14 protein-coding genes are annotated in these 18,035 nt (G+C 64.7%); 8 read left to right on the forward strand and 6 right to left on the reverse strand.

All coding sequences use genetic code 11. The features are described from left to right. Positions 1 to 44: 44 nt before the first annotated feature. On the reverse strand, positions 45 to 1,268 hold the full coding sequence (locus ACIGGF_RS08015; protein ID WP_397520848.1) for an FAD-dependent oxidoreductase: 1,224 nt from the start codon (positions 1,266 to 1,268) through the stop codon (positions 45 to 47). Between the two features lie 211 nt (positions 1,269 to 1,479). On the opposite strand from ACIGGF_RS08015, the gene ACIGGF_RS08020 reads away from it, so the two are divergent. From ACIGGF_RS08020 to ACIGGF_RS08050, 7 genes are all read left to right on the forward strand, one after another. Beyond that, a complete protein-coding gene (locus ACIGGF_RS08020) occupies positions 1,480 to 2,142 on the forward strand; it encodes a TetR/AcrR family transcriptional regulator (RefSeq protein ID WP_397520849.1) in 663 nt (220 codons plus the stop codon). Positions 2,143 to 2,294: 152 nt separating this feature from the next. Beyond that, positions 2,295 to 3,266 carry a fumarylacetoacetate hydrolase family protein gene (locus ACIGGF_RS08025; RefSeq protein ID WP_222092580.1) on the forward strand — a complete coding sequence of 324 codons (972 nt, stop codon included), beginning with the start codon at positions 2,295 to 2,297 and terminating at the stop codon, positions 3,264 to 3,266. Next, positions 3,263 to 4,387 (forward strand): FAD-dependent oxidoreductase, encoded by a 1,125-nt coding sequence (locus tag ACIGGF_RS08030; RefSeq protein ID WP_397520850.1) that lies wholly within the window; start codon positions 3,263 to 3,265, stop codon positions 4,385 to 4,387. The genes ACIGGF_RS08025 and ACIGGF_RS08030 overlap by 4 nt, the downstream gene beginning before the upstream one ends. Further along, positions 4,384 to 5,403, forward strand: a complete 1,020-nt coding sequence (locus ACIGGF_RS08035; protein WP_222092582.1) for an amidohydrolase family protein — start codon at positions 4,384 to 4,386, stop codon at positions 5,401 to 5,403. The genes ACIGGF_RS08030 and ACIGGF_RS08035 overlap by 4 nt, the downstream gene beginning before the upstream one ends. Continuing rightward, positions 5,400 to 6,338, forward strand: a complete 939-nt coding sequence (locus ACIGGF_RS08040) for a VOC family protein (protein ID WP_397520851.1) — start codon at positions 5,400 to 5,402, stop codon at positions 6,336 to 6,338. The genes ACIGGF_RS08035 and ACIGGF_RS08040 overlap by 4 nt, the downstream gene beginning before the upstream one ends. Continuing rightward, positions 6,335 to 7,363 (forward strand): fumarylacetoacetate hydrolase family protein, encoded by a 1,029-nt coding sequence (locus ACIGGF_RS08045; protein ID WP_397520852.1) that lies wholly within the window; start codon positions 6,335 to 6,337, stop codon positions 7,361 to 7,363. Before ACIGGF_RS08040 ends, ACIGGF_RS08045 begins: the two co-directional genes overlap by 4 nt. Continuing rightward, positions 7,360 to 8,349 (forward strand): cyclase family protein, encoded by a 990-nt coding sequence (locus ACIGGF_RS08050; RefSeq protein ID WP_397520853.1) that lies wholly within the window; start codon positions 7,360 to 7,362, stop codon positions 8,347 to 8,349. The genes ACIGGF_RS08045 and ACIGGF_RS08050 overlap by 4 nt, the downstream gene beginning before the upstream one ends. A 6-nt stretch (positions 8,350 to 8,355) precedes the next feature. Here ACIGGF_RS08050 and ACIGGF_RS08055 read toward each other — a convergent pair whose 3' ends face one another. The 5 genes from ACIGGF_RS08055 to ACIGGF_RS08075 form a co-directional block, all read right to left on the reverse strand. Further along, the gene (locus tag ACIGGF_RS08055) at positions 8,356 to 9,288 is read right to left on the reverse strand and encodes a LysR family transcriptional regulator (RefSeq protein ID WP_397520854.1); all 933 of its coding nucleotides are present in this window, start codon (positions 9,286 to 9,288) and stop codon (positions 8,356 to 8,358) included. A 64-nt stretch (positions 9,289 to 9,352) separates the two neighbouring features. Continuing rightward, the gene (locus ACIGGF_RS08060) at positions 9,353 to 12,238 is read right to left on the reverse strand and encodes an aminotransferase (protein ID WP_397520855.1); all 2,886 of its coding nucleotides are present in this window, start codon (positions 12,236 to 12,238) and stop codon (positions 9,353 to 9,355) included. Further along, complete coding sequence (locus ACIGGF_RS08065; protein WP_397520856.1) at positions 12,231 to 13,892, reverse strand: amidohydrolase; 1,662 nt, start codon at positions 13,890 to 13,892, stop codon at positions 12,231 to 12,233. Before ACIGGF_RS08065 ends, ACIGGF_RS08060 begins: the two co-directional genes overlap by 8 nt. Further along, positions 13,889 to 15,130 (reverse strand): MFS transporter, encoded by a 1,242-nt coding sequence (locus ACIGGF_RS08070; RefSeq protein ID WP_397520857.1) that lies wholly within the window; start codon positions 15,128 to 15,130, stop codon positions 13,889 to 13,891. Before ACIGGF_RS08070 ends, ACIGGF_RS08065 begins: the two co-directional genes overlap by 4 nt. A 111-nt stretch (positions 15,131 to 15,241) precedes the next feature. Further along, complete coding sequence (locus tag ACIGGF_RS08075; protein ID WP_397520858.1) at positions 15,242 to 17,263, reverse strand: amidase; 2,022 nt, start codon at positions 17,261 to 17,263, stop codon at positions 15,242 to 15,244. A gap of 107 nt (positions 17,264 to 17,370) precedes the next feature. Between ACIGGF_RS08075 and ACIGGF_RS08080 the strand changes: the two genes are divergently transcribed. After that, a complete protein-coding gene (locus ACIGGF_RS08080) occupies positions 17,371 to 17,994 on the forward strand; it encodes a TetR/AcrR family transcriptional regulator (protein ID WP_397520859.1) in 624 nt (207 codons plus the stop codon). The last annotated feature ends 41 nt before the right edge of the window (positions 17,995 to 18,035 follow it).

Consider the following 18,035-nt stretch of genomic DNA (forward strand, 5'->3'; position numbering starts at 1 on the left):
TGGTTAGCCCATGTTACGTTCCTTTCGGACGATAGGGCCAGCCTTCAGGCGGGTGTGCGGTGGAATTCTGCTTCGGCCGCATCGATCAACGCGAGCTGATCGAGGATCTCCTTGGGACTCGACTCTCCCACTACCTTCTGAAGCAGCGGCGTGCGATCGAGAACGAGGTCCCGGACTGCCTGCAACGGGCGGGGGGCCTGATGAAACATCTGGCCCAGAACGTAAGCCTGCTGAGATTGGCGCGCCGTGTGAGGGCGGCGAGGCCCTTCGAATGCCGCCAATGCCGTTTCGACGGCGGCCTGATCGGAAAGATCGACACCCGCAAGTCGCCGACCGAGGAAGTAGCCGTCCTCGGTTGCCATTCCGGCTCCGTAGGCTGCATACGGAGACGTCGGGTGCGCCGCATCTCCGACCAAGGTGGCGCGTCCGATCGACCACTGCTTCAACGGTTTTCGATCGCGAATGGGCCACCGCTGCACATCCTTCGACGACGTCGACCTGATGAGTTCCGGGATGGGTGATACGAATTCGCTTCCGAGGCGGGTGGCTTCGGAGTGTAGATCGCCCTGGAATTCGGTCGACGCGGCCAGCATCCACCACTGGAATCCGCTTCGGCCGTGGTTTCGGATGGAGGTCCAGGCTCCCTGGACCGTGCGGCTGTGGGAAAGTATGCACATTCCTGCTGTCGCGCTGGGGACTTCGTCGAAGGTGAATCCGCCGAAGATGTGCAGGTTGTGTTCGCGCTTGGGTGCATCACCCCACAGTGTTCGGCGGACCATCGAATCGATGCCATCGGCACCGACGACGACGTCGACATGTTCGACACTGCCGTCCGACATCGTCAGGGTGACTCCGCGCTCGTCCTGAACGAAGCTCTCGACACCCCGGTCCACCTGCAACACTCCGCTCGGAAGTGCGGACAGCAGGCGTTCGTAGAGCTCGGGACGCAGGAGTCCGATGAATCCGCCGCCGTACTCGTCGACGATGTCCTGCGGCATGTCTATCTTGACGCGTCGACGGCCTGTGGCACTGCGGAATTCGGTTGCGCAGGGTGCACCGAGATCCTCGGTGTCGACGCCCATCAGGCGCAGCGCTTTGATGGGCGGCGGCCACAGGTTCAGGATGTTTCCCGCGGGACGTGCCTGCTTGTAGCGCTCGAGTAGCAGCACGTCATGGCCGGCCTGGTGAACCGACAGTGCGGTCGCCATTCCTGCCGGGCCCGCGCCTATGACGGCGACGCGGCCTCGCGGTGTAGATGGTCCGGGCATGTCGATCCACTCCTGTCGTCGGTGAATTCGCTACGGTCCGAGAGTTATTCGGATTCGGATGGCTCGGGGTCGCACGAGCGGCCGCATTCTGTTCCGGGGCCGCACGCAGAAAGCGTAGCGAGCACTACGGTATCAGAGCGCTGTGTCTTGTGTCACGCTGTTCGCCTACCTGACACAATCGGAAGAAATTCACCGATCACGGAAGTGCGCCATGAACCGATCGTCCGACCGCTCCGACGACGTCTTGGCCGTCAGGCTCCCCAGGCAGCAGCGCAGCCGTGAGGCGTGGGATCGAATTCTCGACGCGGGTGTGGCGATCGTGGAAGAGGGCGGCCACGACGCGTTCACCATCGCGGCGGTGTGTGAACGCGCGCTGGTTTCACCGCGCGCAGTATACGAGCGGGTGAACACCAAAGACGGTCTCTTTCTTGCGGTCTACGAACGAAAGATTGCCGTCATCGAGGCGGATCGCGACGAGTTGTTCGATATCGCGCGGTGGCGCGGTCGAGGTCCGCGCGAGGCGGTGGCGATGGCCGTCGCCGCGATGGTGGATACCTTCGCGCAGCATTCGGCGTTTCTTCGATCGGTGATCCTCATTTCCGGCGTTCATCCCGAGATCTATCGCCGAGGAAGTGTTCTCGCGCGCGGATTGGGGGAGAGGTTCGCGGAGGTGTTACGACCGTCGACATCCGAGTCCCATGCTGTCGGTCGCGAGTTGGCGCTGCGCATGGCGTTCGATGTGGCGTTTTCCGGCCTGGTCATCCGTACCAGTTACGGCACAACCTTTCTGGGCCCGGAACTCGACGATGGCGTCTTCGTGTCCCAGTTGTCTGGCTTGGTCGCGAACTACTTGCTGGTGCCGGAGGCCGAGTGAACGACCTCGGTCCCAGCTTCACGGGGTGTATTCCTGTCGCTGATAGTGGTCATATCTGTTACTTGTTTGACTGATGACTGCACGGCGCGGGACAGTGGTGGCCATCACACCACTTCCGACAGAAAGCCGTCTCTCCCGTGGATATTGCGTCTTTGCCTCTTCCCTCCTTCGCACTCGCCGTGGCGAATCTCGCCGACGGCCCGCACGCGGTGGTTCTGTCGGCCGGAAACCTCCTCAACCTGGACTCCGTGGCGGACAGCCTGAAGCTGACGGCTCCGATCAGCACACGCGCAGTCTTGGATGACTGGGACAGGTTGCTACCGGCCCTGCGCGCCGTAGTTGCGTCCGGCGACGGTGAGTGGACCGCACTCTCGGACGCCACCATGGCGGCTCCGGTCGAGCCGCGCCAGATTCTGCAGGCCGGTGCCAATTACCGAAAGCACGTCATCGATCTGGCGGTCAAGCACGCCGATATCGCGAACGGGCGTACCGAGGACCAGGTTCGTGCGGAAACCGCCGATTTGATGGACAAGCGTGCAGCGCAGGGAGATCCGTACTTCTTCATCGGATTGCCTTCTGCGGTGACCGGCCCGTACGACACCGTGACGCTTCCGGCGGGAACGCACAAGAACGACTGGGAGCTCGAGCTGGCTGCGGTGGTCGGACGCCCCGCATACCGCTTGTCGCCGGAGGAGGCGCTCGACGCCATCGCCGGCTACACCATCGCCAACGACCTCACGACCCGCGAATTGGTGTTTCGCCGCGACATGCCGGAAATCGGCACCGACTGGCTGCGCGCGAAGAATGCTCCGGGCTTCTTGCCCATCGGTCCGTGGATCGTGCCGAAGGACGACGCCGGTGCCGTGTCCGCGATGCGCTTGACTCTGGAGCTGGAAGGCAAAGCGATGCAGGACGAATCGACCGAGGACATGTTGTTCGGTGTCGCGGAATTGGTCTCTGCGGTGTCGCAGACCGTGCAGTTGCTGCCGGGTGATCTGATCTTGACCGGTAGCCCCGCGGGCAACGGAATGCACTGGGGACGACTCCTGCGAGACGGAGACGTCATGACGTCGACCATCACCGGACTCGGATACCAGCAGACGCCGGTGGTGAACGCATCATGACATCGGTACTGGTGATCGGTGCCGGCATCGCGGGTGCGGCATCGGCGATCGCACTGGCACAGGGCGGCGTATCGGTCGACGTGGTCGAGAGAACTCCACGTGAAAACACCTCCGGCTCCGGAATCACTCTGCAAGGCAACGCCCTACGTGTCCTGCGTTCACTCGGGGTGTGGGATCGCGTTCGAGAACACGGCTACGGTTTCGACACACTCGGCCTGCGGGCACCGGATCCGCACGGGACGTTGCTGGTCGAGATGAACGACGCCCGTACCGGCGGGCCCGACCTGCCCGCAACAGTGGGCATGGAACGCCCGGTCTTGGCGTCGATCCTGCACGACGCCGCCGAGAGCGCCGGTGCCAAGCTCCGATTCGCTGTCACCGCAGACTCTTTCGCGCACGACGAGGACGGCGTCACCGTCACGTTCTCCGATGGCACGTCCGGTCGATACGACCTGGTCATCGGTGCGGACGGTGTGCGCTCGGCCACTCGCGCAGCGATCGGTATCGATGTCGCGCCGCAACCGACCGGGATGGGAATCTGGCGGCTCGTCGGACCGCGTCCGGACAGCATCACGCGAACCGACCTCTATTACGGCGGTGCCGGCTACATCGCGGGCTACTGCCCGACAGGCGAAAACTCGCTCTACGCATACATTGTCGAGGACGCACAGGATCGGGGCGGGTTGTCTCCGGCGGAGCGACTGAGCGTCATGAAGGGTTTGGCCGAAAACTATCACGGGCCGTGGGACGACATCAGGGCCGATCTCGACGATCCGAGTGCCATCAACTACACCTGGTTCGAGTCTCACGTGATCGACGGCCCGTGGCACCGCGGACGGGTCGTGCTGATCGGCGATGCCGCGCACTGCTGTCCGCCCACCGTCGCTCAGGGCGGGGCTCAGGCGTTGGAAGACGCGTTCGTCCTCGCAGAAATGGTGCTGGCCGCCGATTCGATCGACGACACTCTGCTCGATGCGTTCACAGCTCGGCGGCTGCCGCGGGCTCGCGCCGTCGTGGAAGCGTCGGTACAGATCGGAACCTGGATGCTCGCGCACGACAGAGATGCCGACGTCCCCGGGTTGATGGGCCGCGTCGCAGCTCTGGTCAGTGAGGCACCGTGAACGGCCGCGTAGTCGATGTGCACGCGCACGCTATCGTGCCCGAGGTCGAGGCAGTCGTAGCCGGCCAACCGGGTCTCGAGGCGCACCGAGCTCTCGATGCCCGGCGCAACGGTGCGGAGTCCCTTGCGGTTTCCGGAAAGATGGTTGCGGAGCGCATTTCTCAGCTCATGGGTGTAGATCGACGGCTCGCCGACATGGACGCCGCGGGAATCGACGTGCAGGTGGTGTCGCCCTCGCCGTCCCAGTATCACTACTGGGCCGATCGCGACTCGGCACAGCTGGTTACGTCGAGTGCGAACCGCGGTATCGCGGCTCTGGTGGCGGAAGAACCGTCGCGGCTCGTCGGGCTGGGGCTCGTACCCCTCGGACAACCGGCGGACGCGGTGACCGCGCTCGATGATGCGGTCGGCAACTGTGGTCTTGCGGGCGTCGAGATTTCGTCGTTTGCCCCGGGAGTGGAACTGTCCGACGAAGCACTCGAACCGTTCTGGGCGCGAGCAGCCGAGCTGGGCGCAATCGTCTTCCTGCATCCGTTCGGGTGTTCCCTGGACGAGCGGCTCGACAAATTCTACCTGTCCAACACCGTAGGACAGCCGACGGAGAACGCGGTTGCGTTGTCGCACATCATCTTCAGTGGTGTCCTCGACCGTCACCCGACCCTCAAATTGTTGGCTGCGCACGGCGGCGGGTACCTGCCTACCTACATCGGTCGCTCCGACCACGCGTGGAAGGTACGTCCCGAGGCCCGTCGATGCGCGGATCTCCCCAGCAGCTACCTGTCTCGCATCACGTTCGATTCGCTCGTGCACGGACCGGGGGCGCTTGCCGCGCTCGTGGACGCGGTGGGAGCCGAATCGGTGGTACTCGGGTCGGATTACCCGTTCGATATGGGCAACGAGGACCCGGTTGCCGAGGTTCGCGCGGCAGAGTTTTCCGAAGAAGTCACACGATCAATATTGAGCGACAATGCCTTTCGCCTCGGCTTGTCGCCCGCTGAAGCAGGAGTCGTTTCGTGAGCAACTACGCATTCACCCATCTACGCCACGTCGATCTCGCCGTGCCCGATTATCAGCAGCAGCTCGACTTCTACACGCGCCAGTGGGGACTCACCGACGTCGGCTCCGACGGCGACGTGACCTACCTGGCGGCGGAGGGCTCGCCCGAGCAGTACGTGGTCCGAATCCGCAAGGATGCCGATAAAAGGCTCGATCTGGTCTCCTACGGAATGGCCGACGCGGCCGGTGTCGACGCACTTGCCGAGCGGCTCGCAGTCGGCGGTGTCCAGCTGGTCGATGAGCCGGGAACATTGCAGACGATGGGCGGGGGCTACGGTTTTCGCTTCTTCGACGTCGACGGGCGCACCATCGAGGTGTCCTCGGACGTCGCGGTACGTCAGCACCGCAAAGTCGAAGAGGGCGAATCGATCCCGGTGAAGCTCTCCCATGTGGTGTTGAACTCGCCGAATCCCGAAACCACAGTTGCCTTCTACGACAAGTGGTTCGGCTTCAAGCTGTCCGATACCCTCATGCACCCGAGGATGGGTGAGATGATGTGGTTCCTGCGGACCAATCCGCAGCATCACAGCATGGCGGTTGCTCGCGGCCCCCACGTATCGCTGCATCATGCCTCCTTCGAGCTCCGCGGCATCGACGAGTACATGCGAGGCACCGGACGAATGCTGCGTGCAGGTGTGGAGAAGATCTGGGGGCCGGGCCGGCACCAGGCCGGTAACAACACCTTCTCCTACTTCCTCGACCCCAATGGAAACACGATGGAGTACACCACCGAGCTCGAGGTTCTCGACGAGGACACCTGGCACCCGCACCTGCTCGACTTCTCGGCACCCGAGGTGTCCGATCAGTGGGGTACCGCGAACGCAATGGACGAGTTCGTGGCCAAGAAATCCTTCAACGACCCTGACAAGGGTCTGTTCGTGGCACCGCCGGTATGAAGTTCGCGACGTACGAGTACAAGGGAACGACGCTGTCGGGAGTGGTCGACGGCGACCAGGTCTGGCCGCTGGACCGACCGATGCGGCAACTGCTCGACGCCGGCCTCGATCAGGCGTTGGACCTCGGCGCTCAGGCTCAGCAGGGGCTGGCCGTGGCCCTGAACGAGGTGACGCTACTGGCACCTCTGCAACCGTCCACCATTCGCGACTTCGTTGCCTTCGAGGAGCATGTGGAAGGCGTGCGTCGCAGCATCGACGGTGCGAGCGGTGTGGTCGATGCGTGGTACGAGGCCCCGCGCTTCTACTTCACCAATCCGTACACGGTCAGCGGACCGGACGCGGTGATCTCGCCTCCCGCTGCCTGCCGCGCCCTTGACTTCGAGCTCGAAGTTGCGGCCGTGATCGGCAAGTCCGGATCCGACGTGACGATGGACGAAGCAGCGGGTCACATCTTCGGGTACACGATCCTCAACGATTGGTCGGCGCGAGACCTGCAGCGCCGTGAGATGCAGGTCAATTTGGGGCCGGCCAAGGGTAAGGACTTCGCCAACACCTTGGGGCCGTGGATCGTCACCGCAGACGAAATCCACGCCCATCGCGATGCCGACGGGTTTCTCGATATCCTCTGCACCGTCGAGGTGAACGGCCAACTCGTCGGCCATGATTCGCTCGCCAACATGGGATGGAGTTTCGATGCGCTGGTGGCGTATGCATCGCGCAATTCCTGGGTGCATCCCGGAGACGTCCTCGGCAGTGGCACCGTCGGAAACGGTGGCTGTCTCGCCGAACTCTGGGGTAGGCGTGGCGAGCAATCTCCGCCTCCGTTACAGGCAGGCGACGTCGTCACGATGACCGTCGAAGGAATCGGCACCTTGACCAATACGGTCGGTGAATCGCGTGCCGTCCCCGACGTGCCGGCAGCCCGCACCGTCGACCACCCACGAATGCGAGACCGTCGCAGTGTCGCCGGTTCGTCCACCACGAACGGTTCGTCCTCGCACGAACCGAGAGGAGCGTCCGCATGACGACCGCTGATGCTCAGCGAGCTCTCGATCGCACCGACCCCGAAGGAGAGATAGCGAAAGCCGCACTCCGGAACAGAAATTGGGGTAGGTGGGGCGACGATGACGTGCGCGGAACGATGAACTACCTGACCGATGATCTTCGTACGGCGGCTGCCTCGCTCATCGTCAAAGGGGCGTCGTTCTCGTTGTCGCAGAGTTTCGACATGGACGGTCCGCAGAAGGGCTGGCGTCGACGAACCAACCCGGTACACACGATGCTCGACACGGGTACCGACGCCGTGACCGGAATCCAAGGCTTCCCGCACGGAATCGGCGGTGCCGACGACGTCGTCTCGATGCCGCTGCAGTGCTCGACTCAATGGGACGGTCTGGGGCACATCTTCGACCACGGGATGGCATGGAACGGTCGGCCGGCGGAGAAGGTCGTCACCAGCCTGGGGGACGGTGTCACCGGCATCGAGACGGTGGCCAACGGAATCGTCGGTCGCGGAGTGTTGTTGGACGTCGGCCGACAGTTCGGTGAGAACGGGGAGTTGCCCGACGGGTTCGCGATCACGACCGAGCACCTGACGGCAACGATCGCCGCGCAGGGCCACACCTCCGAGGTCCGCAGCGGCGACATGGTGCTCGTTCGTACCGGTCAACTCAGTCGCACTCGACGCGAAGGCTGGGGTGATTATGCCGGGGGAGCAGCGCCCGGTCTGTCCTTCACCACCGCAGATTGGTTGCACGACAGCCAGATCGCGGCGATCGCGACCGACACCTGGGGCTTCGAGGTTCGTCCGAACGAATTCGATGTCGCGTTTCAGCCTCTGCATCAGGTTGCCATTCCCAACATCGGGTTGTTCCTGGGCGAGATGTGGGATCTCGACGCGCTCGGCGACGACTGTGCGGCGGACGGAATCTACGAGTTCTTCCTCACGGCCGCACCGATTCCGGTGACCGGTGCCGTCGGTGCTCCGGTGAATCCGATCGCGGTGAAGTAGGGGCCGTCACCTCGTGTCGGCGGTGGCGGCGTCTGCTGCTCGAACGACGATGTCGCGCAGAAAAGTATGCTCGGGATCGCGGTCGTAAACGGGGTGCCACCACATGGTGTCCACCAGTGCACCCAGTTCCACAGGACACTCCATGGTGCGCACCCCCGAGCCCGCGGGAAGAAGATTCACCAGCTTTTCTTGAAGCAGCGCAATGCGATTGCTGCCGGCAACGAGGTTGGGCACGGTGAGGAAGCTCTCGGTGATCACCTGGACGTTCGGCTCGATGCCGAGCATCCGCAGTTGCCGGTCCGCCGGCGTGGCCGCCGACTGGCCATGGAACACCACAACCCAAGGAGAGTTCTTCAAGTCGTCGACGCTCATGGTGGAACCGATGTGGTCGTTGTCCGAGGACACGATCATCACCCAACGATCGCGATACAGATCGCGGTGTGGCAGATCGGTCACGAAACCGTGTGGCACCAGCATCAGGTCGGTGCCCACCAGCGTTTGCTCGGCACGGGCCACCAGATCCGGACTGGTCGGGCTGAAACGCAGACGAGCATGGGGCGCGGCCTCGGCAAAAAGCCCGGCGAGCGTCTCGCCCAATACGGTGATGCCGTAATCGCTCATCAAGACGCCGAACTCACGCGTCGACTCGTACGGGCTGAATTCCGGTCGAGCAGAGAAGACCCGCTCGACACCGTCCAAAGCCAGTCCGGCGCGTTGGCGGAGTTCGGCAGCCAGCGGCGTCAGGTGGTACTCGTTGCCGACCCGATAGAGAAGCTCGTCGTCGAAGTGCCGTCTCAACCGGGCCAGCGCTGCCGACAACGCAGGCTGACTCAGGTTGAGCTGCCGCGCAGCGTTGGTCACGCTCTTGTGCTGCAGAAGCGCGTCGAGCGACACCAACAGATTCAGGTCCAGGCTCGCGACACTCGTCACCTTTCGCACCGGCCGAGCATAGCCTTCTTCGGGGCGTCCGGGTCGGAGCTCAGTGCACTACGTGCCGAAGACGTCACCAACCTGTCGTCAGCACTCTGTCCAACGAGTCGACGAAGTAGTCGACCGATTCTCTCGAAACGCACAGCGGTGGCTTGATTTTGAGGACGTTCTGGTAGTCGCCGGTGGGTTGCATGACGACTCCCAGTTCGAGGAGACGGTTGCAGATGGCTTCGGTTTCCTCGGTGGCGGGCTCGAGGGTGGTGTGGTCGCGAATGAATTCCAGTCCCAGATAGAGTCCGGATCCGTGCACGGCACCCACGATGGGATGTTGGGCGGCGAGCGCACGGAGCCGAGACTTCAGGTGGCCACCGATCACGCGAGCGTTCTCCTGCAGGCTCTCTTGCTGAATGACGTCGAGTACGGCGAGACCGATCACCGACGACACCGGGGACCCGCCCGTGGACGAGAAGAAGTAGCCACCGGTGCGGTAGCGGTCGGCAATTTTTCGGGTGGTGACCACGACACCGACGGGTTGGCCGCTGCCGATGGATTTCGCGACGGCGACGACGTCGGGAATCGCCTGCTGTTGCTGAAAGCCCCAGAACCATTTTCCGAGTCGGCCGTAACCCACCTGCACTTCGTCGGAGATCGCGACACCGCCGTGCCTGCGCACCGCGGCGTACACCTGCTGGAGGTAGCCGTCGGGAAGTGCGACACCGCCGGCGTTGCCGAAATAGGACTCGGCGATGAACCCGGCGGGGAGTGTGCCTGCCGCGGCCAGGTCGTCGATGAACTGCACGGCTTCGGGGGCGTAGCGGGCCGCATCGTCACCGCGGTGCTTACCGCGGTAGGAATTGGCGGCATCGACGGTGTGTACCCAGTCCGGCCGGGTGGCAAGCGCATTGGGATTGTCGGCTATCGAGGTCGAGACGGCATCGCTGGCGAAGGTCCACCCGTGGTAGGCCTCCTTCATGGCCACGATATCGGTACGTCCGGTCGCGGCCATCGCGATGCGGATGGCGAGATCGGTCGCTTCCGAGCCGGAGTTGACGAAGAACACGGTGTCGAGCTCGTCGGGAAGGGTCGCGGTGATGCGTTCTGCGAACTCGGTGATCGCACGGTAGTTGAAGCGCGAGTTGGTGTTCAGCAGGTGCATCTGTCGATTGGCGGCTGCCACCACCTTCGGGTGGGCATGACCGACGGAGGCGACGTTGTTGACCATGTCGAGGTAGACCCGGCCGTCGACGTCGGCGAGGTACTCACGCCAGCCTCGCTCGATACGGGGAGGCTTTGCGTAGTAGTGCTCCTGAACCTCGGCGAGCAGTCGTTCGCGCCGCTCGAGGGTGTCGTCCTCGGGGGCGACGACGGTAGCGGGCAGCCCGAGCGCCGGTGCCGGGTCACCTGTGAGTACCGACCACCCGTGGGCGTACGAGGGCTGAACGCGCAGTGGTATCGGACCCGAGTTCGACCGGGTGAGCTGGACGTCGATCGGTGTGCGTGCCTGCAGCACAATGGAATTCGCCGAGTTCGGCACTCCGCCGAAGTGGACTTCGTCGTCACCGGACGTGACGGTGATGCCGTCGTCGGTGTGCGTGGTGTAGCAGTCTGCGGGCACGTCGAGCGGGGTGTCCTGGGCGAGCCAGATGGTCAGCGCAGTGGAGATCGTGGCCGGCTCTGCGGGAGTGCGGCTGGGGCCACCGGTGAGCCGAGCAGACCACGCGGGTACCACTGCTGCGGGAGCGCCGGCATCGAGCGCGGCAAGCGCGGCGGCCGTCAAGGTGTGGCGGTCCAGCCAGCGTCCTTCGTCGTTGACGGTCGACGTGGTGCCAGCGTCGATGGTCACTGCGTCGGACACACCGGCGACCAGCGGTGCGCCCTGCCATGTCGGTCGCGGACGGTCAATGAAACCCAATGCCCGACGGATGGTTTCGGTCATCACGGCGCACGGCACCGATGCTGCCTGGGTGAGGATGCGGAACTCGCGATCCAGCGCGGCGTCGGCGTACGAGTTTCCGGCGTCGAGCCTTACCTGCTGACGGCCGCTGAGCACCAGGACCACTCCGCGCAGCGTGACCAGCGGCCACAGTGCCTCGATCTCGTTCTCGCTCAGCGGCCGTGCGGCATGGAAGGCGCGGATGGCGGGGACGGCGTCGACCGGACTGAAACCGTCGTGGTGCAACAGTGAAGACACCGTGACTGCGATTTCGTTTACCGCCCACGACTGGCTGACGTCACCGAAGTCGATGACGGCGTCGGGGAGCGACCCGGGTGTCGTCGACGCAAGGACGTTGTCGTCGGTGATGTCGAAGTGACCGAGCTGAACGGGCAGGTCGGCCGACACTGCCTGCAACTGGTGCATGGCCGATGCGGTGACCTCGGTGATGAATCCGCTGACCTCCTGGTCCGGCTCGTCGGGCATCAGTGTTGCGATGACGCGATCGGCGTGGCGCAGATCCCACTGCAGCACCCGGCCCGATGCTGGGTGGTCGACATCGGAGAGCGCGACGCTCACCTTGCCGGCGAGCTCGCCCATCCGTGCGGCCGTGGCGGGGGAGAGATAGTTCGAACCCATGAGCGTTGTGCCCGAGATGAATTCGATGACCCGGCCGTGGATGCGCCCCTGCGAGGAATTCCACCATGCAGACATCGGTCCGCGCGGGCCGGTGACCACCTTCGGGGTACGCAGCATCGGCTCTCGCTCGGCAACGATATTCGCGGCAAGGTCCTGCAACTCGATCTCGGACTCACTGAAAACAGGGTTGCTGAGCTTGAGAACACCGACCGGGGCACCGCTGCCGATGTCGCGGACCACGAAGTTCTGATCCTGCTGGCTGCCGAGCTCGGTGAGAGTGCATGCCAGTCCGAAGTTCTCGTCCATCAGCCGGCACACTTCGTCGGACTCGAGAGTGGGCGTGGGCAGCTCGGGCTGCGCGAAGAAATCGAACACGGTGTCAGACATTGCTTTTCTCGGTCTCTTTCTCGAACACCGTCTTACCGCCGACGATGGTCCGTGCGACGGACACAGCCAACAGATTGCCTTCGGCGAGCACGTCACCGTCCAGTACGACGAGGTCGGCGTACATGCCGGGGCGGATTCGACCGACCCGCGAATCGGCATCGAAGGACGCGGCGGAGTCGAATGTCGCGTGGCGCAGGGCGGCGTCGAGCGGCACCGCGAACTGCGGCTCGTTCGGTGGCAGCGAGTGGTCGGTGGCCGAGCGTCTCGTCACGGCGATGTACAGATTCGCGATTGCTTCGTGGGGCGCGGTCGGGGCATCGGTACCGAATGCGAGGCGTGCACCCGCAGCGGTGAACAACGTCCACGGGTAACCGCGTTCGACGCGGTCGTCGCCCAACTGGGCACGCCAGTTCGGTTGAATCGCAGGGTCGGAGTGCACCGGCTGCACCGATGCCGTGATGCCCAGCCGAGCCATTCGATCCGGTGTCTGCGTGCTGACGATTTCGAGATGCTCGAGCCGTGGTCGTCGGTCCCACATGGGATTGACGTGGATCATGCCCTCGAGAACGTCGAGAGCCATGTCGCTGGCCTGATCGCCGATCGCGTGAATGGCCAGACGCAGGCGAGCAGCGTCCGCGGCGACAACGACAGGGAGCAGGGCGTCGGCGGACCAGAGCAGATCTCCGTTGGTGCCGTTGGCGTACGGGTAGTTCAATGCTGCAGTGCACGCGTCGATCACCCCGTCGAGGACGAGCTTGATGCCGACGAGCTCGAGCCACGGTGTCGGGTCGTTGCGTAGCTCGAGAACCCGGTTCACCTGTTCCAGATTGCGGCGCGCGTCGCCGGTGTCGACGACGAGCCAATGCGCCGAGACACGGACCGGCAACCGGCCTCCCGACCGCTCCGCAACACCGCACAGCGCACGCCAGCCGTCTTCGTCCATTCCCATGTCGACGACCGAGGTGACACCGGCGGCGGCGAATGCGTCCAACGCCACCACCATGTGCTGCTCGCGATCCTCGTTCGAGGTGACCGAAGACAGATAGCTCCAGCCCAATTCGTGCGCGGCACGTTCGTACAACATTCCGGCGGGGGAGCCGTCGGGCAGACGCGAGATCCGACCACCGGCTGGATCGGTTGTCGTGGCGTCGATTCCCATGGCCTCGAGTGCGGCGGTGTTGGCCCAGATCGAGTGCATGTCGTTGGAGTCGAGAAGTACCGGGATGTCCGAGACGACATCGTCCAGCATGGCTGCAGTGGGTTCGCCGTCGACGGCATCGAAAAGCCAGCCGCGGCCGCGCAGCATGGTCGCGTCGGGGCCGAGGGATTCTCGTGCCTCGACCAGCCGTCGCCTGATCTCCGTGAAATCGCCTGCGTCGGTGAGAGCTACGCTGCTCAGTCCGGCACCGAGCCACAACAGGTGGACGTGTGAGTCGATGAATCCGGGGAGTACGAATCGGCCGTCGAGATCCTCTGTCACGTCGGCGGACGATGCGTGCGCAGTGCCGGGCAGGTGGACCTCGGCGATGTGGTCGCCGTCGACCACCACGCAGTCGGCCTCGGCCAGGGTGCCGTCGGCGACGGCCTCCAGCGTGCCGACGGAACTGAGGATCCTGCCGTTCACCAGTGCGGTGCGAGTGGTGGGGGTAGTCATCGAGGGGTCTCCTGCGGTAGCGAATTCGATTGTCTTGCTTGCTTTTCTGCTTGTTCGACGCGGGTGGACAGGCGTGCGACGAGAACGACCGGTACGACCAACAGCCAACTGGCCACGCCTACGACCCAGCCGAAAGTGCTGTAGCCGAACGACTCCACGAGCCAACCGCCGAACGCGGGAGCGAAGCTGGTGCCCACGAGATACACGCCGAGCGAGGGGCCGGAGAATCTACCGTTGGCATCCAAGGCGGCCGCGGTGGCGATGAAGAACAGGAAGGCCGCCAGGTACACCGAGTTCCAGGCGACGAGGAGTACGCCGTACACCGTGGGGTCGGTGGCAAGGGATGTACCGAGTTTCAGGGCACCTCCGACGACGAGCAGAACGGCCATCGGAAGTGCGCGCCCTACTCGGTCGCCGAGAAAGATGAGCACGAGGGCGGCGAAGAATCCTCCAGCGCTGGATGCGCTGAGCACCACGCCGAGAGCCGCGTCGCTCAGCTGTGCATTGTCCGCGCCCATGGTGCCGGCGATCGCCCAGAGGGAATCCTCGCTGATCGCCCACACTGCATACATCACCAACAGGGACACTCCGGCAACAGTGATGCGCCGCTGGTTTACCGAGGCATGCGGATCGACAGTCCGTCGCACGGGGTCAGGTGAGTCGAGTACGGGTGCCGAGGGCAGCCAACCGGACGTCGCCAGCAACACGATCGCCAGACCTGCGACGAAGCCGTAGACACTGCCCAGACCCACCCCGACGAGTGGGATCACCGCGAGTACGAGCGTCACGACGGCTCGGTTCACGAGACCGTTCGCAGCCGACATCCGGTTGGGATTGCGCAGTGCCGCAAGCGCTGCCCCGCTCGCGGCCAGCGCGCCGCCGGCTCCGGCGCCTCCGACGATCACGCCGACGACGGTAGCGGTGGTGCCGAGTGGGAATGCCGCGACACCGAATCCGAGTGCGGTCACCACGAGGCCTACTCGGGCCACCGCGATTCGCTGTGATCCCTCGGCCAGCCGGGTCACGGCGATACAGGCCAGCGCGGTGGCGAGCAACGAGCCCGTCATGATGGTTCCCGCCTCGGCGACGCTGACGCCGAGGGAGTCCTGAAGCGCAATCACCATGAACGGCAACAGGTTCGCCGTCAGCAGCCCCAGTACGGACATACCGAACGTCGAGGTGCCTCGACGGGGATCGAGCGGAAGGCGGGTGGCGTCGGGCGTCAGCGGAACGGTCATGAGCTGCCTCGTTGTCGGTGGGCCGAATGCCCGAATGGGTAGAACAGGCACCGTCGGTTCACGTGCTGCCGGCTTCTGTCGCGGCAGCGGGAAGCGACGATGAAATCGTGGTCAGAGAGGCGATCCCTCGGTCGTGGCCACGGTGCCGGCAACCCCACCGTTGGCGCCGCGAGCGACGGCGACAACAAGCGGCCCGTACGGTGCCCGCCACTCGCTGTGCCGGGCATCGTGCGCACCCGCTGGGACCGACATCGATGCGGTGGCAATGCCGTTCGTCACCGACAGCGGCACACGAACGCCGTCGACGAAGGCCTGCACGTCATCGGCACTCCCGTCGGTGACCTCGACGACGAAGGACAGCTCGTCGCCCGCAGAACCCGGCAGCAGCTGCACGTCGCGCACCGAGACGGCCGGCCCGCTGCCGGCTCCAGCGCGCTGGTCGAAGATCTGCTCGTCGCTCAATGCCGGGGTGCGTGTGGGTGCCACTCGTCGTGCCCCGAGGGCGTCGACGGAACGGGCAAGACGCAGCAGGGTCGAATCGGAGTACGCGGCACCGGCCAGGGTCAGGCCGACCGGCATGGACGTGTCGCTCATCGATCCCATGGGAACGGTGACGGTCGGGATACCGAGGTGGCGGGGGACGAGATTGCCGTTGGCCACCCATACACCGTTGCGCCACGCGATATCGGCGGATGCCACGTCGACATCGGCATCGGCGGGACCGACGTCGGCAACGGCCGGGAAGAGAACCGCATCGAACCGATTGTCCTGCAACCACTTCTCGAAATCGACGCGGCGGACTTCCTCCAGCCCACGCATTCCCGCCTCCACGGACGGGATGCGATCGAACGGTGTTACTCCGGCCGCAGCCATGGGAACGTAGTCCGCCAGATCGTAGGCCGTGTCGAACGGGAGAATGCCGTAGCGATCGGGGAGCGCGCCGGTGGGATGCGGGAAGATGCGCCCCGCGTCGGTCTCGGTCAACCCGCTCAGGCCGGGCTGACCGTTCGCGGCGAGGAAGCTGTCGAACGCCCACACCGACAGTTCTTCCAACTCTCGCTCGAGGAACTCGGCGGGAACCAAGCCGCGGTCGACCATCGTGCGAGAGTCCGGGTGCAGGCCTTCGTAATTCTCCGCGACGGGGAAGTCGGTTTCGATCACCTCTGCACCTGCCGCAACCAAGGCGTCGCGCATGGTGCGCCACAGAGTCATCACCGAATCGCGGGTGTGGATCGGGTACGCACTGTCGGGATCGCCGTTGATGTACAGCCGCGGCACGGCGAGTCGGAGTCCCTGCAGCGGCAGTGGGGGTAGATCGGTGAAGGACGCGGGCCGGACCTCCGACGCTGTTGGAATCGGAACCCAGTCCTGCATGCGCCAGAGGTCGCCGTCGGTGACGGCGTCGTCCGCGACGACCACGTCGAGTAGGCGCAATAGATCGTCGACCGTACGCGCATGCGGCACAACGACATCCATGGTGGGGACCAACGGCCAGTTGCCGCGCACCGAGATGACCCCACGGGAGGGCGTGTACGCGACGAGGGCGTTGTTCGACGCGGGTGCGCGTCCGGAAGACCAGGTTTCTTCGGCGAGTCCGAAGGCGGCGAAGCTCGCAGCCGTCGCTGTACCCGAGCCGTTGGAGGAACCCGAGCCGAATGCCGAGGTGAGAAATTCTGCGGCGTAGGGGCTTTCGGCGCGCCCGTAGAGTCCGCGTTGCATTCCGCCCGCTGCCATCGGCGGCATGTTGGTCAGGCCGAGGCAAATCGCACCGGCCGCTCGCAATTGGGCCACGGCGAACGCGTCGTCGGTCGCGACGAGGCCCTCGAAGGCGGGCGAGCCGGCCGTCACCGGTAGTCCGCGCACCTTGTAGCTGGACTTCGCCGTGTACGGGATGCCGTCCATCGGGCCCAGGGTCTGTCCGGCGGCTCGGCGTCGGTCGGATGCGGCTGCTTCCTCGAATGCGTCGGGGTTGAGTACCGGTACGGCGTTCAGGGCGATACCCGTTCGGTCGAAGTACCCGATGCGGTTCAGGTAGCGCGCCACGAGTTCGACGCTCGTCACGGTGCCCTCGGCGAGCGCGGCGGCCACGCCGGCGACATCGGCCTCGACCACGGTGAAGGAAGGAGAAGTCATGACCAGAACTAAAACACACACTGTCGGTTTTGGGAACGGGTGAACAGAAAAAACTGCCGACATGCAAAGCTGTCGGTACGTCGACGACCGCCCGAGAGGAGGCGACCATGGCACGACCACCTCGCGCCCTTTTGAGCCGTGACCTGATTGCGCGCACCGCATTGGCGCTGGTCGATCGGCATGGAGCCGAGGGTGCCAGCATGCGGGGAGTGGCGCTGAAATTGGGCGTGAACCCTACTTCCCTCTACAACCACGTGGCCGACCGCGCGGCAATGATCGAAGACGTTCGAGCTTTGGTCTCGGCCCGAATCGACTCCGCACCGCTACGCGAATTGCACTGGGAGGACGGCCTCGTCGCCTGGGCCAGGTCCTATCGATTCGCCTTCGCGCAGCATCACCGCGCGGTTCCCCTGCTGATGACCACGCGCGCATCGTCCCCGGTGCTGTTGGCGGAGTACGAGGATTTCTCGGTTGCTGCCGAGGCGGTGGGCTGGACCAGCCGGGACGTCCTGCCTTTGCTGACCGCATTCGAATCGTTCATCCTCGGTAGTGTCCTCGACATGTCCGGCCCGAGTGTCGTGTTCGATCCGGCAGGCCAGGAGGAGGCTTTTCCGCGACTGGCCGCGGCCTACGAGACGGTGCAGGACGAGGACGTCGATGACCCCATCGCCACCCGCGCCTTCGAGATGGGTCTGACGATGCTCGTCGCGTCGGCACGTCCGCGCGCGTGACATGCGCGCGCCGCACCGCGTGGCGTGCAGCGGGTGTCGAC

Source organism: Rhodococcus sp. NPDC078407, from assembly GCF_044542515.1.
Taxonomy (GTDB): domain Bacteria; phylum Actinomycetota; class Actinomycetes; order Mycobacteriales; family Mycobacteriaceae; genus Rhodococcoides.

What these genes read in the sequence shown, in the direction of transcription:
- ACIGGF_RS08015 (WP_397520848.1), bottom strand. Translation starts at nt 1,268, where the DNA reads ATGCCCGGACCATCTACACCGCGAGGCCGCGTCGCCGTCATAGGCGCG.
- ACIGGF_RS08020 (WP_397520849.1), top strand. Translation starts at nt 1,480, where the DNA reads ATGAACCGATCGTCCGACCGCTCCGACGACGTCTTGGCCGTCAGGCTC.
- ACIGGF_RS08030 (WP_397520850.1), top strand. Translation starts at nt 3,263, where the DNA reads ATGACATCGGTACTGGTGATCGGTGCCGGCATCGCGGGTGCGGCATCG.
- ACIGGF_RS08045 (WP_397520852.1), top strand. Translation starts at nt 6,335, where the DNA reads ATGAAGTTCGCGACGTACGAGTACAAGGGAACGACGCTGTCGGGAGTG.
- ACIGGF_RS08050 (WP_397520853.1), top strand. Translation starts at nt 7,360, where the DNA reads ATGACGACCGCTGATGCTCAGCGAGCTCTCGATCGCACCGACCCCGAA.
- ACIGGF_RS08060 (WP_397520855.1), bottom strand. Translation starts at nt 12,238, where the DNA reads ATGTCTGACACCGTGTTCGATTTCTTCGCGCAGCCCGAGCTGCCCACG.
- ACIGGF_RS08065 (WP_397520856.1), bottom strand. Translation starts at nt 13,892, where the DNA reads ATGACTACCCCCACCACTCGCACCGCACTGGTGAACGGCAGGATCCTC.
- ACIGGF_RS08070 (WP_397520857.1), bottom strand. Translation starts at nt 15,130, where the DNA reads ATGACCGTTCCGCTGACGCCCGACGCCACCCGCCTTCCGCTCGATCCC.
- ACIGGF_RS08075 (WP_397520858.1), bottom strand. Translation starts at nt 17,263, where the DNA reads ATGACTTCTCCTTCCTTCACCGTGGTCGAGGCCGATGTCGCCGGCGTG.
- ACIGGF_RS08080 (WP_397520859.1), top strand. Translation starts at nt 17,371, where the DNA reads ATGGCACGACCACCTCGCGCCCTTTTGAGCCGTGACCTGATTGCGCGC.